This is a genomic window from Streptomyces sp. STR69 (assembly GCF_024519455.1).
Taxonomy (GTDB): domain Bacteria; phylum Actinomycetota; class Actinomycetes; order Streptomycetales; family Streptomycetaceae; genus Streptomyces.
Map to the genome: position 1 here is coordinate 1 of NZ_JALJRY010000039.1, position 15,704 is coordinate 15,704.

Annotated in this window: 13 protein-coding genes and 1 pseudogene; 7 read left to right on the forward strand and 7 right to left on the reverse strand. The window is 70.5% G+C overall.

Going from position 1 to position 15,704, the window contains the following annotated elements:
• Positions 1 to 283, reverse strand: a pseudogene (locus OC490_RS43645) (peptidase M4 family protein); the annotation flags it as partial.
• 301 nt (positions 284 to 584) lie between these two features.
• Here OC490_RS43645 and leuA point away from each other — a divergent pair.
• The 6 genes from leuA (at position 585) to OC490_RS43675 (ending at position 8,557) form a co-directional block, all read left to right on the forward strand.
• Entirely contained in the window at positions 585 to 2,315 is a 1,731-nt protein-coding gene (gene leuA, locus OC490_RS43650; RefSeq protein WP_262063616.1) for a 2-isopropylmalate synthase, read from the forward strand.
• A 196-nt stretch (positions 2,316 to 2,511) separates the two neighbouring features.
• Positions 2,512 to 3,216, forward strand: a complete 705-nt coding sequence (locus OC490_RS43655) for a TerB family tellurite resistance protein (RefSeq protein ID WP_200712876.1) — start codon at positions 2,512 to 2,514, stop codon at positions 3,214 to 3,216.
• A 161-nt stretch (positions 3,217 to 3,377) separates the two neighbouring features.
• A complete protein-coding gene (locus tag OC490_RS43660; protein ID WP_262063617.1) occupies positions 3,378 to 5,450 on the forward strand; it encodes an MMPL family transporter in 2,073 nt (690 codons plus the stop codon).
• Between the two features lie 25 nt (positions 5,451 to 5,475).
• Positions 5,476 to 6,648 carry a sensor histidine kinase gene (locus tag OC490_RS43665; protein ID WP_410099253.1) on the forward strand — a complete coding sequence of 391 codons (1,173 nt, stop codon included), beginning with the start codon at positions 5,476 to 5,478 and terminating at the stop codon, positions 6,646 to 6,648.
• Entirely contained in the window at positions 6,645 to 7,310 is a 666-nt protein-coding gene (locus OC490_RS43670; RefSeq protein WP_262063618.1) for a response regulator transcription factor, read from the forward strand. The genes OC490_RS43665 and OC490_RS43670 overlap by 4 nt, the downstream gene beginning before the upstream one ends.
• A 53-nt stretch (positions 7,311 to 7,363) precedes the next feature.
• Positions 7,364 to 8,557: a sialidase family protein gene (locus OC490_RS43675; RefSeq protein ID WP_262063619.1), complete on the forward strand. Its 1,194-nt coding sequence runs from the start codon at positions 7,364 to 7,366 to the stop codon at positions 8,555 to 8,557.
• Between the two features lie 94 nt (positions 8,558 to 8,651).
• Here the strand turns inward: OC490_RS43675 and OC490_RS43680 are convergent, their stop codons facing one another.
• Positions 8,652 to 9,128, reverse strand: coding sequence for a MarR family winged helix-turn-helix transcriptional regulator (locus tag OC490_RS43680; RefSeq protein WP_262063620.1), 477 nt, complete (start codon positions 9,126 to 9,128; stop codon positions 8,652 to 8,654).
• Positions 9,129 to 9,196: 68 nt separating this feature from the next.
• Here OC490_RS43680 and OC490_RS43685 point away from each other — a divergent pair, with 68 nt between their 5' ends.
• On the forward strand, positions 9,197 to 10,117 hold the full coding sequence (locus tag OC490_RS43685) for an alpha/beta hydrolase (RefSeq protein WP_262063621.1): 921 nt from the start codon (positions 9,197 to 9,199) through the stop codon (positions 10,115 to 10,117).
• A 59-nt stretch (positions 10,118 to 10,176) separates the two neighbouring features.
• Here OC490_RS43685 and OC490_RS43690 read toward each other — a convergent pair whose 3' ends face one another.
• The 5 genes from OC490_RS43690 to OC490_RS43710 form a co-directional block, all read right to left on the reverse strand.
• Positions 10,177 to 10,596 (reverse strand): NUDIX domain-containing protein, encoded by a 420-nt coding sequence (locus OC490_RS43690; protein ID WP_262063699.1) that lies wholly within the window; start codon positions 10,594 to 10,596, stop codon positions 10,177 to 10,179.
• A gap of 196 nt (positions 10,597 to 10,792) precedes the next feature.
• Entirely contained in the window at positions 10,793 to 11,728 is a 936-nt protein-coding gene (locus OC490_RS43695) for a dihydrodipicolinate synthase family protein (RefSeq protein WP_262063622.1), read from the reverse strand.
• Complete coding sequence (locus tag OC490_RS43700; protein ID WP_262063623.1) at positions 11,725 to 12,744, reverse strand: ABC transporter ATP-binding protein; 1,020 nt, start codon at positions 12,742 to 12,744, stop codon at positions 11,725 to 11,727. Before OC490_RS43700 ends, OC490_RS43695 begins: the two co-directional genes overlap by 4 nt.
• On the reverse strand, positions 12,741 to 14,738 hold the full coding sequence (locus tag OC490_RS43705; protein WP_262063624.1) for a dipeptide/oligopeptide/nickel ABC transporter permease/ATP-binding protein: 1,998 nt from the start codon (positions 14,736 to 14,738) through the stop codon (positions 12,741 to 12,743). Before OC490_RS43705 ends, OC490_RS43700 begins: the two co-directional genes overlap by 4 nt.
• A complete protein-coding gene (locus tag OC490_RS43710; RefSeq protein WP_262063625.1) occupies positions 14,738 to 15,697 on the reverse strand; it encodes an ABC transporter permease in 960 nt (319 codons plus the stop codon). The genes OC490_RS43705 and OC490_RS43710 overlap by 1 nt, the downstream gene beginning before the upstream one ends.
• Positions 15,698 to 15,704 lie beyond the last annotated feature (7 nt).

Below are 15,704 nucleotides of genomic sequence, written 5' to 3' on the forward strand. Positions count from 1 at the left end.
CGGGGTCGGAGCCCTCGGCGCGGACCTTCTTGCCGGGCAGGTCCTGCTTGTGCTTGGCGTCGTAGATCGTGCGCTTCGGCTTGTCGGACTCGGTGGGCGCGGCGAGCGTCGGTGCGCCGAGCACGGTGGTCAGCCGGCGGTGGGTGCGCTCGTAGGCGTCGCGCTGCAGGGTCTCGCGGGCGGGACCGGCGAGCGCGGGGTCCTCGTGCTGGGCGAGCTTGTCGAGGACATGCGGTGGGACGATCGTGCAGAAGACGGGCTCGAAGCCCCCGTGTGTCGTCATGCCCGGCACCTTGGCACTGAGTTATGCCGCTGTCACTACCGGCAACCATGATTGGTGAAATACGGGGACAATCATCACGGTCTCGTAGCAGAGAGTGGTATACGGCCGTGGATGTCCCGCATAGTGATACGGCCCCCCGCGCGGCGCACGACTCGGCTACTCTGCTGAGCATCATGCGTTACGGGCTGCTTCTCCTTAGCTGCCGCGGCGAGGGCCTGTAGTCCAGGTCGACTCCCTCCCCGCGGAGCTTCGCGTTGCGTCGTCGGCCGTCCTTCAGGACACCACGAGGAGCCCACGCATCATGGCCAAGAGCGCCAATCGCCAGCAGCCCAGTTCCATGCCGATCCACAAGTACGGCCAGTACGAGCAGGTCGACATCCCCGACCGCACCTGGCCCCAGCAGCGGATCACCGTCGCCCCCCGCTGGCTCTCCACCGATCTGCGGGACGGCAACCAGGCCCTGATCGACCCCATGTCGCCCGTGCGCAAGCGCGCGATGTTCGACCTGCTGGTCAAGATGGGCTACAAGGAGATCGAGGTCGGCTTCCCGGCCTCGGGTCAGACCGACTTCGATTTCGTCCGCTCGATCATCGAGGAAGAGGGCGCGATCCCGGACGACGTCACGATCTCCGTGCTGACCCAGGCCCGCGAGGACCTGATCGAGCGGACCGTGGAGTCCCTGAAGGGCGCCAAGCGGGCCACCCTGCACCTCTACAACGCGACCGCGCCCGTCTTCCGCCGCGTGGTCTTCCGCGGCTCCAAGGACGACATCAAGCAGATCGCCGTCGACGGCACCCGCCTGGTGATGAAGTACGCCGACGTACTGCTGGGCCCCGAGACCGAGTTCGGCTACCAGTACAGCCCCGAGATCTTCACGGACACCGAGCTGGACTTCGCGCTGGAGGTCTGCGAGGCGGTCATGGACGTCTGGCAGCCCGGCCCGGGCCGCGAGATCATCCTCAACCTGCCTGCCACCGTTGAGCGTTCGACCCCGTCCACGCACGCCGACCGCTTCGAGTGGATGGGCCGCCACCTGTCCCGCCGCGAGCACGTCGTCCTCTCCATCCACCCGCACAACGACCGCGGTACGGCCGTCGCCGCCGCCGAGCTGGCGCTGATGGCCGGCGCCGACCGCGTCGAGGGCTGCCTGTTCGGCCAGGGCGAGCGCACCGGCAACGTCGACCTGGTCACCCTGGGCATGAACCTGTTCTCCCAGGGCGTCGACCCGCAGATCGACTTCTCCGACATCGACGAGATCCGTCGTACGTGGGAGTACTGCAACCAGATGGAGGTCCACCCGCGCCACCCGTACGTGGGCGACCTGGTCTACACGTCCTTCTCCGGCTCCCACCAGGACGCCATCAAGAAGGGCTTCGACGCGATGGAGGCCGACGCCGCCGCCAAGGGCGTCACGGTCGACGACATCGAGTGGGCCGTCCCGTACCTGCCGATCGACCCGAAGGACGTCGGCCGCTCCTACGAGGCCGTCATCCGGGTCAACTCGCAGTCGGGCAAGGGCGGTATCGCGTACGTCCTGAAGAACGACCACAAGCTGGACCTGCCGCGCCGGATGCAGATCGAGTTCTCGAAGCTGATCCAGGCCAAGACGGACGCCGAGGGCGGCGAGGTCACCCCGAAGGAGATCTGGGCGACCTTCGAGGACGAGTACCTGCCGAACCCGGACAACCCCTGGGGCCGCATCCAGGTCAAGACCGGCCAGTCGACCACCGACACCGACGGCGTGGACACGCTCAAGGTGGAGGCCACCGTCGACGGCGTCGACACCGTCCTGACCGGCGCCGGCAACGGCCCGATCTCCGCCTTCTTCGACGCCCTGCAGTCCGTCGGCATCGACGTACGCCTGCTGGACTACCAGGAGCACACGATGAGCGAGGGCGCCTCCGCGCAGGCCGCCTCGTACATCGAATGCGCGATCGACGACAAGATCCTCTGGGGAATCGGGATCGACGCGAATACGACACGTGCCTCACTGAAGGCAGTCGTCTCCGCCGTCAACCGCGCTACCCGCTGAACCATCCTGACCGGCGGTTTACCCGTCGCTCAAAGGCCCCGCACGCCGCTCTCCGGCGGGCGGGGCCCCGTCGTTTCCCGGCCATTCGATGTGCAGGTCACGGGAAGGTCTCGTCCTGGGTACTGACTCCAGCTCAACAATGTGGCTAACATCACGCCAGCGCGGCGATGTTGCCGCGGCGTTACGGAGGTGCGACGTGCTGCCAGAACGGGGACGAAACGGCCGAGTTGTCCATGAGGGCCGTGCAGCGCGCGTGCTGGGCATCCGTACCGCGTGGACCAGCGTCGGAGACGGCGAGTTCTTCTGCCCCGGCTGCGGGGGCGACCGCAACTACCAGCGGCTCACCGGGCGCCGCCGCTTCACCCTGCTCGGCATGCCGGTGCTGCCGCGCGGCGACACCGGCCCGGTCGTCGAGTGCGCCGCCTGTCAGGGCCACTACGGCACCGATGTCCTCGACCACCCCACCACGAGCCGCTTCTCCGCGATGCTCCGCGACGCCGTCCACACGGTCGCCCTCGCGGTCCTCGCGGCCGGCGGCACCTGCGCCCGTACGTCCCTGGAGGCCGCCGCGGGCACCGTCAGGGCCGCCGGCTTCCAGGACTGCACCGAGGACCAGCTCGGCGCGCTCGTGGAGGCCCTGGCGGCCGACACCGGCCGCGTCTTCGGCGAACCCAGCGGCGCCGGCCTCGCCATAGAGCTGCACGAGGCCCTCGACCCGCTCGCCCCCCACCTCGCCCCCGCCGGCCGCGAATCGATCCTGCTCCAGGGCGCCCGCATCGCCCTCGCCGACGGCCCCTACACCCCGGCCGAACGCGACGCCCTCGCGACGGTGGGCGCGGCCCTCACCATCTGCTCGGACGACGTGACCAGGCTGCTGGCGGCGGCGCGGACGCCGTCGTAACCCTGACCCTCCACTACTCCCCGGGGAGTAGTACGGCCGCCTCGGCCGCCCCCGGCAGTACGCCGGAACTCGCCCTCCCGTGCGACGACCCGGCCCTCCCGCGCCGGAAGTCTGGACAGTGCAACCAGACATCCGCGCCGCGCCGGGAGGGGACCCGTTCCATGGGGGCCGAACAGAGGAACAGCACAAGGCGACGAGCCATCCCCTGGGTGGTGCTCGCGCTCTGGATCGGAGTGCTCGCGCTGGCCTCGCCGTTCGCGTCGAAGCTCGGCGACGTCACACACGACCGGGTGACCGACTATCTGCCCGCGAGCGCCGACTCCACGCAAGTCGCCAAGATCCAGGAGCAGTTGCCCGGCGGCCAGACCACCGAGCTGGTCCTCGTCTACCACCGCACCGGCGGACTCACCGCCGCCGACAAATCCACGGCGGCCCAACAGCTCGCGCGGATCCGCACATTGCACCCACTCTCCGCCACACCGCACGGCGTCCCGTCCGCCGACGGCACCACCCTCATGTACCCGGTCACCAGCAACTGGCCCGGCACCGACGAGAAGAAGCGCACCGCCCTCGTCGACGACATCCGCCAAGTCACCCAGGACAAGGGCGGGTTGACGGTCGAGGTCGGCGGCCCCGGTGCGCTGGCCACCGACGCGGGCAAGGTTTTCGACTCGCTGGGCGGCCCCCTGCTCTACACGACCGTCGCGGTGGTCGCCGCACTGCTGATCCTGATCTACCGCAGCCCGGTCCTCTGGCTCGTCCCCCTCGCGGTCGCCGGAGTCGGCGACTTCCTGTCCACAGGGGTCGCCTACGGCCTCAACCAGGCCTTCGGGACGACCATTTCGGGCCAGAGCACGGGCATCATGACGATCCTCGCCTTCGGCGCGGGCACCGACTACGCCCTGCTGCTCGTCTCCCGCTACCGCGAGGAGCTACGACGCGTGGAGCGCCCCTACGACGCGATGCGCGCCGCCCTGCGCGGCTGCGGGCCCGCCGTGCTCGCCTCCTCCGGCACGGTCGCCGCCGGACTGCTGTGCCTGCTCGCCGCCGACCTCAACTCCAGCCGCGGAATGGGCCCGTTGGGCACGGTCGGCGTCCTGTCCGCACTCGTCGCGATGCTCACCCTGCTGCCCGCGCTCCTCGTCCTGCTCGGCCGCCGCGTGTTCTGGCCCCTGGTCCCCGCGTTCGGCTCCGCACCCAAGGCCCGCCGCTCGCTGTTCACCGCGATGGGCAGCTCCGCCGGACGCCGGCCCCTGCTCGTCCTCACCGGCGGTGCCGTCCTGCTCGGCGCACTCGCCCTGGGCACCCTGAACCTGCCCGGCTCCCTCAAACAGGACGACACCTTCGTCGACCGCCCCGACTCCGTCACCGCGATGCGCACCCTCGCCGAGGCCTACCCCGAACGTTCCGCGCAGCCCATAGACGTCGTCACCCCGGCCGACCGCGCCGACGCCACCCTCGCCACGATCCGGGCCACCCGGGGCGTCGCCGGCGCCCAGCAGGGCCGTAGCGGACACGGCTGGACGGAGATCTCCGTGACCGCCGTAGGCGCCCCCCAATCGGCGGCCGAGACGCGCACCATCACCGACCTGCGGCACACGCTCAAGGGCTCCTACGTCGGCGGACCCAGCGCCCAGCAGATCGACCTGCGGGACACCAACGCGCGGGACCGGCTGGTCGTCGTGCCGATCGTCCTCGCGTCCGTGCTGCTGATCCTGATCGTCCTGCTGCGGTCGCTGGTCGCGCCGCTGATGCTGGTGGCCGCCGTGATCGCGGTGTGGGGCGCTGCGCTCGGCATCGGCGGGCTGGTGTTCGGGCCACTGTTCGGATTCCAGGGGACCGACCCGGGGCTGGGACTGCTCTCCTTCGTCTTCCTGGTCGCCCTCGGCGTCGACTACGGCATCTTCCTCATGCACCGGATGCGCGAGGAGTCGATCGGGGGCGCGGAGCCGGTCGCCGCCGCGCTGACCGCCCTGCGGACGACGGGCGGGGTCATCGCCTCCGCCGGGCTGGTCCTCGCCGCGACCTTCGCGGTGCTGACCAACATGGGGCTGGTGCAACTCGTCGAGCTGGGCTTCGTGATCGCGGTGGGCGTGCTGCTGGACACCTTCCTCGTGCGGACCTACCTGGTGACCAGCGCGAGTGTGCTGCTGGGGCGGAAGGTGTGGTGGCCGGGGCGGCTGTCCCGGGCACCCGAGGCCGTACGGCCGGAGCGGCAGCGGGAGCCGGTGTGAGGGCCTCGCGTACGCCTGGCGGAGGATGAACCCCGTGAAGCGGGCAATCATGACGAGCGTCCGGCGGCAGGACGCGCTCCTCGCCGCCGGTCTCGCCGTGCTCGCGTCGGTCGTCGCCGTCAGCTTCGGCAGCGGACGGCGGCCGGACGCGCTCGGCTGGACCCTGCTGCTCGCCCTGCACGTCCCGCTGGTGTGGCGGCGGCGCGCCCCGCTGACGGTGCTGTGCGTGATGATCCCGCTGATCGGGTTCTACCACCGGCAGGACTACAACCACTCGGCGCCGACCGCCGCCTCCATGGTCCTCCTCTACACGGTGGCCGTCACCGGCAGCACCCGGCGTACGGTGTCCGTCGGCTGTTCGGTGGTCGGGCTGATGCTCGTGCTGAAGGCCGGGCACGGCATGGCCGGGGTCGCCGAGAGCTTCCAGATCGCCGGCTGGGTCGTCTCCATGCTCGTCCTCGGCGGCTACCTCCGCGTCCACCGCCAACTCACCGCGACCGCCCTCGAACGCGCTGAACGTGCCGAACGCACCCGCGAGGAGGAGGCCCGCCGCCGCGTCGCCGAGGAACGCCTGCGCATCGCCCGCGACCTGCACGACCTGCTCGCGCACAGCATCACCCTCATCGGCGTGCGGACCTCGGTGGCCGCGCATGTGCTCAGCGAGGACCCCGACCGCCTCGACCGGGCCGCCGTCGCCAAGGCCCTCGACGACATCGCGGACACCTGCCGCAGCGCACGCGGCGAACTCCGCACCACCCTGGAGGTGCTCCGGGACGACGGCCCGCCCGACGAACGCGGCCCGCTCCCCGGCCTCGGCGCACTGCCCGACCTCGCCGCCACGGCCCGGGACGCGGGCGCGAAGGTCGAACTCGCGGTGCTGGCCGACGCCGTCCCGGCCGCCGTCGGCGCCGCCGCCTACCGGATAGTCCAGGAGGCGCTCACCAACGCGGTACGGCACGGCGGGCGCGCCGACCTCACCGTGCGGGTCGGCGTCCACGAGTGCGACGGCGCCCTGCACGTGGACGTCACCGACGACGGACTCGGCAGCGGCGTAGCCCCGCCCGGCTTCGGTCTTGTCGGCATGCGCGAACGGGTCCGCAGCGTCGGCGGCACACTGACCGCCGGGCCACGGGACAGGGAGGGCTTCGCCGTGAACGCCGTACTGCCCCTGCACTCGCTCGTCGAAGGAGGACGATGACCGCCATCCGGGTGCTCCTCGCCGACGACCAGACCCTCGTACGGGCCGCGTTCGCGATGCTCGTCGAATCGGCGCGGGACATGGAGGTCGTAGGACAGGCCGCCACCGGCCGTGAGGCCGTGGCGCTCGCCCGCACCTCGCGCGCCGACCTCGTCCTCATGGACATCCGCATGCCCGACCTCGACGGCATCGAGGCCACCCGCCTCATCGCCGCCGACGAGGACCTCGCCGGGGTCAAGGTCCTCGTCCTCACCACCTACGACACCGACGAGAACGTGATCGACGCGCTGCGCGCCGGCGCCTCCGGATTCCTGGTCAAGGACACCCGTCCGGCCGAACTCCTCGACGCGATCCGCACGGTGGCGGCCGGAGAGGCGCTTCTGTCGCCGGGTCCGACGGCCCGGCTCATCTCCCGCTTCCTGTGCAGCCCCGTCGTGCCCGCCACCGGCGGCCCCGAATGCCTCTCCGCACGGGAACGCGGAGTGCTCGCCCTGGTCGCCCGCGGCCTCAACAACACCGAGGTGGCCGAAGCGTTGGGCCTGAGTCCGCTGACCGCGAAGACGCACGTCAGCCGCATCATGGGCAAACTCGGGGCGCGGGACCGGGCCCAGCTGGTGATCGTGGCGTACGAGTCCGGGATGGTGACACCGGGGAGGCTGTGACGGACAGACAGGTCAGCGTCGTTCCGCGAGGGGCGACTCCGTGAGGGAGAGCGATGACCATCCTGAGCCGCACGCTTCTCGTAGCAGCAGTACTGGCCGCCCCCATCACGCTCGCCGGCCACGCGTCCGCGCGTTCCGGCTGTACATCCTCGGTGCCCTACGTCTCCGGGGACGGCGGCTACGACACCTACCGCATCCCCGCGACCGTCACCACCGACCAGGGCACCGTCCTCGCCTTCGCCGAGGGGCGCCACAACAGCGCGGGCGACACCGGCAACATCGACGTCGTCCTACGGCGCTCCACCGACGGCGGCTGCACCTGGGGACCGCTGTCCGTGGTGGCCGCCGGGGACGGGGACACCCGGGGCAACCCGGCACCCGTGATCGACCCCCGCAGCGGCGCGATCGTGCTGGTCACCTCCTACAACAGCGGGACCGTGACCGAGGGGCGGATCATGCGCGGCGAGGTCACGGCCGAGCAGAGCCGCCGGGTGTTCGTACAGCGCAGCTGGGACGACGGCCGCACCTTCACGGCTCCTCGGGACATCACGGGCGAGGTGAAGCTCCCGACCTGGCGCTGGTACGCGACGGGGCCCGGACACGCGGTCGCGCTGACACGGGGGGTGCATGCCGGGCGGCTGGTGATCCCGGCGAACCACTCCGCCGCGCCGCCCGCCGGGTCGACCGACACCGGGCAGGAGGCCAGGTACTACGGCGGCCACGACCTGTACAGCGACGACGGCGGTGAGACCTGGCGGCTGGGGTTCGTGGATTCCACGTACACCGGGGTCGACAACGCGAACGAGTCGTCGGCGGCCGAACTCCCCGACGGGCGCCTGTACTTCAGCTCACGGGACCAGTTGGGCACGAGCCCGGGCAACCGGCTCGACACGTACTCCGGCGACGGGGGCGAGACGCTTGACCGGCCGTACGCGGTACAGCACACCTTGGACGACGTCTCGGTGGTGGAGGGGAGCGTGCTCCAACTCCCCGGCGCGGGTGGGGCGTTGCTGTTCTCGGCGCCGTCCGTGCCCAACGTCCGCCAGGGGATGGCGATCTGGCGGAGCGGGGATGCCGGGGCGACCTTCGTGAGGGCGGTCGTGCTGTCGCAGCAGCGGGCGGGGTATTCGGATCTGGTGCGGGTGGGGGCGGACACGGTGGGGGTGCTGTACGAGACGGGGGTGACGGGGACGTACGACACGATCGAGTTCCGGCGGGTGGGTGTGGCAGCACTGAGCGGCGGGTGACGGTGTGTGAGGTCGGCGGATGGGCCGACCCCGGGGGTGCGCCGGGGCCGACCATGCCCGGCCGTTGACGTTTCGGCCGGGTGGTGGAGACGCGTCAGCCGGTGGGCGTACCGATCCGGTCGCGCTCCAGGACGGAACGCAGCTCCGAGAGGGCCTGCGCGGCGGCCGTCATGGAAGACGCCTTGAGGGCGTCCGCGGTCAGCTCGGCCAGTCGCTCGGCAAAGGTCTCTTCCGCCGCGTCGGCCAACCGCAGACCGTCGTCGGTCAGGGCCAGCAGGGAGGACCGGCGATCGGACGGATTCGGCTGCCGGACGACCCAGCCCTGCTTCTCCAGACGGTCGATGGTCTTGCTGGTCGCCCCGATGCCGATGGCGAATTCGGCGGCGAGGTCCGCCACACGGGACTCGGGGTGGTTGCGCAGGTAACGCAGGGCCTCGAACTGCGAGGTGACGATCCCGTGCCGCTCGCGGAGCCGGTCGTTGAGGGCGTTGTACAGACGCGTCTCGCAGCGGACCAGGTCGGAGAAGAAGCCCGGGAGGTCGACTGTCTCACTGCTCGCTTTGGATGCCACGGCATATAGTCTACTTTAGATGCCGTGGAATATAGTTCCATGGCAGGCACCTGGGCGGGAGAAGGACGATGAGCAAGGAACAGCGCGCGCGGATCGATGCAATGCTGCGGCAGCCGCGACCAGAGGGCCCCCGGTCGGTCGAGGCGATCCGAGTCGGATTCGAGGCGCTGATGGCCCGGATGATCGTGCCCGGCGGCATCCGCACCGAGCGGACGGCTCTCGGTGACCGACCCGCACTGCGTGTCGAGCCGGACAGCGGGCCGCGCGCCGGGACGATCCTGTACTTCCACGGCGGCGGCTGGGTGTACGGCTCCCCGGAAACCGCGCTGTCGGTGACGGGACACCTCGTTGCCAAGACCGGCTTCGGGGCGTACTCGGTGGACTACCGGCTCGCGCCCGAGCACCCGTTCCCGGCCGCGATCGAAGACACGCTGAGTGCCTACCGCGCCCTCCTCGACAGCGGTCAGGACCCTTCGGCCATCGTGTTCGCCGGGGACTCGGCCGGCGGCGGCCTCACCGTCACGACCTGTCTGGCCGTCCGCGACGCGGGCCTCCCGCTGCCCGCCGCCGTTGTGATGTTCTCGCCGGGCTTGGACGCCACCCGCACGGGCGAGAGCATGGACACCAAGGAAGGCATCGACCCGATCCTCACCCGCAAGTCCGTTGAGCACACCGGAGCCATGTACCTCGCCGGGCAGGATCCGCACCAGCCCATGCTCAGCCCGGCCGTCCTCGCCGACCTGACCGGCTTCCCCCCGATGCTCGTCCAGGTGGGCACCAACGAGATCATGCTGGACGACTCCACCCGCCTGGCCACGCGCGCGAGGGCGGCCGGAGTGGACGTCATCCTGGACATCACCGCCGATGTGCCGCACGTGTTCCAGGCTTTCGCCGGCGCCCTGGACGAGGCGGACCAGGCACTGGACCGCGCAGCCCTGTTCCTCACGCAGCACGTCCACATTCCCGACGCGGCGGGCGCCGGCCGCTGACCTCAACTCGCGCCGCCAGGACGCCCCCACCAGAGTTGCCGTCACCGCGACCCACGAGCTCAGCCGAGATAGGGCCGATCACGGTGCTCCAGGAAATGCCGGATCCGGAGCCGCTGTGTGTGGTGCATCGGCAGTTGACCGATCTCTTCCGGCTGGACGAACCGCAGTTCCGTGGATTCGTCCGAGATCGCGAGCCGGCCGCCGACCGTGCGGGCGGTGAAGCAGACGTTGAACTGTCTGCGGACCTCGCCGTCCGAGTAGGCGATGACGTGACGGGGGTCGGTGTACGTGCCCACGAGCCCGGTGATCTCCACGTCCAGCCCCGTCTCCTCCCTCACCTCGCGGACCGCCGTCCCTGGGAGCGAGTCCGTCATCTCCATGCCGCCACCCGGGAGTGCCCAGAGATCGTTGTCCCTACGGCGCTGAAGGAGCACGCGCCCTTCGTCGTCGGTGACCACGGCGGACGCGGCGACCACCAGGCTGTTCGGTTCTGGTGCCGATCGATCACAGAGGCGTCACCACGGAGTAGTTCGCGCGGGTCAACTGGGCTCGGACTGTGTTGCTGGGGGCTCCGCCTCCCAGACCTCCGGCCTGTGCCCACCGACCACCCGATTCGGTGGGTTGAAACGTGAACCATTCAACTGACCGAGACGGGTGGGTGGGTGGGAAATGTGGTTACAGCAACCCCGCCGCCGCCAGGAACTTCCCCACCTGCTCCACCTCGTCGGCAGACAACCCCACCTGTGGCTCCGCAGTCGCCGCGCACTCGATCACGCCCCGCAGATGCAGTGCCGCCTTGAACGCCCCGAGGGCCGACGAACTGCCGCCCATCCGCGCCGGGTCACCGGCACCCACCAGCCCGAACAACCCGCACAGCCGTTCCTGTTCGGCCCGCGCACGCGACCAGTCCCCGGCCCGGCACAGCGCGTCGAGGCGGACGTACCCGTGCGGATCGACGTTGGCGAGACCAGGCACCGCCCCGTCCGCCCCCAACGCCAGCGCGGAGTCGACGAAGAGCTCGGAACCGGTCAGCACGCTGAAACCGGTGATGTCGGGGCGGGTACGGGTGCCCATCACGACCGTACGGAAGCCGCCGAGGTCGCCGCTGGAGTCCTTGAGGCCGGCCAGGACGCCCTCGGCGGCGAGTTCGAGGACGAGGTCGGCGGGCAGCTTGGTGTGGACGGAGGCCGGGAGGTCGTAGGCGACGACCGGGACCGGTGACGCGGCGGCGATCAGACGGTAGTGGCGGGCGATCTCGGCGGGATGGGTGCGCGTGTAGAACGGCGCGGTCACCACCACCGCGTCCGCCCCGGCGTCCGTCACCGCGGCCACATGGTCCAGCACCCGAGGCGTCGTCATGTCGATCGCCCCCGCCAGCACCGGGAGTTGACCTCCCACATGAGCCACGACCGTCTCGACGACATACCGGCGCTGCCGGTCCGTCAGATACGCCGCCTCCGAGGTCGAGCCGAGCAGGAACAGCCCGTGCACCCCGGCCCCGACCAGATGGTCGACGAGCCTGAGCAGTGAACGGACGTCCACCTCGCGGTCCGGTGTCAGGGGCGTGCAGACGGGCGGTACGACACCGGTGAGCGGGGCGGGGAAGGTCATGAAGGCTCCATGGGGCGGCTTTGGCGAACGAGGTCGCGGGTGGTCAGGTCCTCCTCCACAGGATGGTGGCAGCGGTACCGATGCCCCGGCGTCGACGCGGGTGAAAAGTCCGGCATGGCCGATGCGCACACCTCGTCGGACTTCCAGCAGCGGGTACGGAACGGGCAGCCGCTCGGCGGCCGGGTCGCCGACGGCACCGGTCCGATCAGCGGGATCGGGTCGATGGGGTGGAGGAGGCCCGGTGTCGCCGAGAACAGCGCCCGGGTGTATGGGTGCCTCGCCCGGTCGGTGACCTGGTCGGCCGGGGTCTCCTCGACGATCCGGCCCAGGTACATGGTGATCACGCGGTCGCTCATCCGCCGTACCGTCTGGATGTCGTGGGACACGAACACCAGGGCCAGGCCCAGGCGTTCCTTCAGGTCCAACAACAGGTTGAGGATCTGGGCCCGGACCGACACGTCCAACGCGCTGGTCGGTTCGTCGGCCACCACCAGGTCGGGGTCCAGCGCCAACGCCCTCGCGATCGCCACTCGTTGGCGCTGCCCACCCGACAGCTGACCGGGAAGGCCGTCCGCGAGCGCGCGCGGAAGGCCGACCAGCGACATCAACTCCCTTACCCGGTCCTCCCGTTGGCTCCGGTCTCCGCGGCCGTGCACGTCCAGCGGGTCGCGCAGTATCCGGCGGATCGTCAGACGGCGGTTCAGCGCGGTCGACGGGTCCTGGAAGATCATGCCGATGCCGGTGCCCACCGCGGCCCGGCGTTCGCCGTCCGGCATCGACCACAGGTCGCGGCCCCGGAAGGACACCGTGCCGGACGTCGGCCGCTGTACGCCCACCAACACCTTTGCCAGCGTGGACTTGCCGCAGCCGGACTCGCCGACCACGCCGACCGTCTCGCCGGGCGCGATGGTGAGATCGGCGCCGGTCAGGGCGTAGACGTGATCGCGGCTGAACAGACCGCCGCTGCGCGCCTTGTGCACGACATGAGCGTCGGACAAATCCACGAGCGCACTCATGACACCGTCTCGCTCTCCGTCGTCACCAGGTCGATCGCCGGGTGGTGGCAGGCCGCCGTGTGCGTGCGCGGGCCGACCAGGTCCGGCGCGGTCGTACGGCAGAGGTCGCTCGCCAGCGGGCAGCGGTCGGCGAAGCGACAGCCGGCCGGGAAGTCGGCGGGGGAGGGGACGACACCCTTGATCTGGGTCATCCGCTCGGCCGCCGATTCGAGGGACAGCACACTGCCGAGCAGGCCGCGCGTGTAGTGGTGCGCCGGTGACTCCACCAGGTCGGCGGTCACGCCCGTCTCCACGATCTGTCCGCCGTACATCACCACCACCCGGTCGGTGACATCGGCGATCAGCGCGAGGTCGTGCGAGACGAGGACGAGCGCGAAGCCCAACTCCTCGCGCAGCCGCAGCAGTAGCTCTATGACCTGCGCCTGCACGGTGACGTCGAGGGCGGTGGTCGGTTCGTCGGCGACGATCAGCTTGGGGTCGCGGGACAACGCCATGGCGATCAGGACGCGTTGGCGCTGGCCGCCGGAGAGTTCGTGCGGGTAGCTGCGCAGGGTGCGTTCGGGATCGAGGCCGACCATCGTCAGCAACTCGCCCGCGCCACGGCGGCCTCCGCGCCTTATCACCTGCTTGAGCTGGGCCCGGATCGTCATCGCCGGGTTGAGGGACGACAGCGCGTCCTGGTAGACCATGGCCATCTCGTGGCCCAGCAGCTTGCGGCGCACCCGCATCGGTTCGCCCACCAACTGGCGCTGGTTGAAACGGACATGGCCGCGCACCCGCGCGCCCTTCGGTTCCAGGCCCATCACCGCGAGCGCCGTCAGCGACTTGCCGCAGCCCGACTCGCCCACCAGGCCCAGGACTTCGCCCGCCTGCACCTCGAAGCTGATGCCGTCGACGATGTCGACGCCGTGGTGGCGGCCCTCGAAGCCGATGGCGAGGTTCTCGACCGCGAGTACCGGCATGCCGTCGGGGTCGGGCAACGGCCTTGCGCGCGACCGGAGTCGTAGTGCCGCCTCCGTCAGGCCGGGGAGCTGGAGCACCTCACCGCTGCCTGGCGCGGGCGCGTCGAGCGGGTCCTCGTCGGGTCGTACGTCCACCTCGCGGGGCGCCGGAGCCGCCCAGGCGTCCGAGACTCCCTCGGACAGTATGTTCAGGGACAGTACGGTGATCAGCGTCAGCAGGCCGGGGAAGACCGTCGCCCACCAACCCCCGGTCAGCACCATGTTCTTGCCGTCCGCGATGACACTGCCCCATGACGGGTCCGGGGGCCGTACGCCCGCGCCGATGAACGACAGCGACGCCTCGAAGACGATCGCCTCGGCGACCTGCACGGTGCAGAACACCAGGATCGGGGCAGCGCAGTTGACCGCCACGTGCCTGATGACGATGTGCGGGGTGCGGGCGCCGATCACCCGCTCGGCGGTCACATAGTCCTCGCCGTACTGGTCAAGTACGTTGGCCCGTACGACCCTTGCCACCGGCGGGGTGAACAGGAACGCGATCGCGCAGATCAGTACGGTGATCCCGCCGCCGAAGACCGCGACCAGGACGGCCGCGAGCGCGATGCCGGGGAACGCCATCACCACGTCCAGGCAGCGCATCAGCGTCTCGTCGACACCCTTGCGGGCGGTCGCCGCGACCGCACCGATCACCGCGCCGACCACGAGGGCCAGCGCGGTCGCCCCGAGCCCGATCGCGAGGGACCAACGGGCGCCGTACATCAGCCTGCTGAGGATGTCCCGGCCCAGGCTGTCCTGGCCCATCCAGTGGTCGGCGGAGGGGTGCCCGGTGCCGTCTACGGGCAGTTGCTGGTCGAGCGGGTCGTGCGGGGCGAGGAGTGGTGCGAGCAGTGCCACCAGTACGACGACCGTCAGGAAGCAGACCGCGATCTTCGACGGCAGCGGCAGCCGGCGCCAGCCGCGCAGCCTGATGCCGGGCCGGGACAGGGTCTCGGCGAGGCCCTTGCGGGAGAACCGGGGGAACTGAGTGAACATCAGGAGGCATCCCTCAGGCGCGGGTTGACCAGCAGATAGAGGATGTCGATGACCAGGTTCACCACGACGAACCCGGTCGCCGTCGTGAGCACCACGCCCTGGACGACGGCCGGGTCGCCGTTCTGCACGGCGTCGATCATCAGCTTGCCCATCCCGGGGAGGGAGAAGATGGTCTCGATGACGACCGCACCGCCGAGCAGGTATCCGACGCGCAGACCCAGCACGGTGAGTGGGTTCATGAGCGCGTTGCGGAGCACGTTGCGGCCGACCACGACCCTCGGTGGCAGTCCGCTGCCGATCGCCGTCCGGACGTAGTCCTTGTCCAGCTCCTCGACCACCGACGTCCGTACGATGCGCGTGAGTTGGGCCGCCACCGGCAGCGACAGCGCGAGTGCCGGGAGGGCCATCGTCTTGAGCCAGCCGGTGAGGGAGTCCGCCGGGTTGATGTAGCCGCCGGTCGGGAACCAGCCCCGGTCGACGGCCAGGTACTGGATCATCAGCAGCGCCAGCCAGAAGCCGGGCGCCGCGACCCCGGTGAGCGACACGACCCGGATGATCTGGTCGGGCAGCCGGTCCCGGTAGATGGCCGCCGTCACCCCGCCGAGCAGCGACAGCACCACCGCGATCGCCAGCCCCAGGAAGGTGAGTTGGAGGGTGAGCGGCAGCGCGGTGGTGACCTGCTGGACGACCGGCGCCCGGGTCAGCGCGCTGGTGCCCAGGTCACCGTGCAGGAGTGCGCCCACGAAATGGACGTAGCGGAGGGGGAGGGGATCCAACAACCCGTTCCGCTCGCGGAAGTCGTGCAGTTGCCGCGCGGTCGGGTTGGCGCCCTGGAAGAACGCGGACGCCGGGTCGACGTCCGAGAAGCGCATCACCACGAACACGAACAGCACGATGCCGAGCATCAACGGCACGAGCAGGACGACACGGCGGGCCAGAATCCTGACGACGGTGACCATGGGCCAA

Bases quoted from the DNA above. Each gene is read 5' to 3' on its own strand.
- leuA (WP_262063616.1), top strand. From the start codon at position 585: ATGGCCAAGAGCGCCAATCGCCAGCAGCCCAGTTCCATGCCGATCCAC.
- OC490_RS43660 (WP_262063617.1), top strand. From the start codon at position 3,378: ATGGGGGCCGAACAGAGGAACAGCACAAGGCGACGAGCCATCCCCTGG.
- OC490_RS43665 (WP_410099253.1), top strand. From the start codon at position 5,476: ATGAACCCCGTGAAGCGGGCAATCATGACGAGCGTCCGGCGGCAGGAC.
- OC490_RS43670 (WP_262063618.1), top strand. From the start codon at position 6,645: ATGACCGCCATCCGGGTGCTCCTCGCCGACGACCAGACCCTCGTACGG.
- OC490_RS43675 (WP_262063619.1), top strand. From the start codon at position 7,364: ATGACCATCCTGAGCCGCACGCTTCTCGTAGCAGCAGTACTGGCCGCC.
- OC490_RS43685 (WP_262063621.1), top strand. From the start codon at position 9,197: ATGAGCAAGGAACAGCGCGCGCGGATCGATGCAATGCTGCGGCAGCCG.
- OC490_RS43695 (WP_262063622.1), bottom strand. From the start codon at position 11,728: ATGACCTTCCCCGCCCCGCTCACCGGTGTCGTACCGCCCGTCTGCACG.
- OC490_RS43700 (WP_262063623.1), bottom strand. From the start codon at position 12,744: ATGAGTGCGCTCGTGGATTTGTCCGACGCTCATGTCGTGCACAAGGCG.
- OC490_RS43705 (WP_262063624.1), bottom strand. From the start codon at position 14,738: ATGTTCACTCAGTTCCCCCGGTTCTCCCGCAAGGGCCTCGCCGAGACC.
- OC490_RS43710 (WP_262063625.1), bottom strand. From the start codon at position 15,697: ATGGTCACCGTCGTCAGGATTCTGGCCCGCCGTGTCGTCCTGCTCGTG.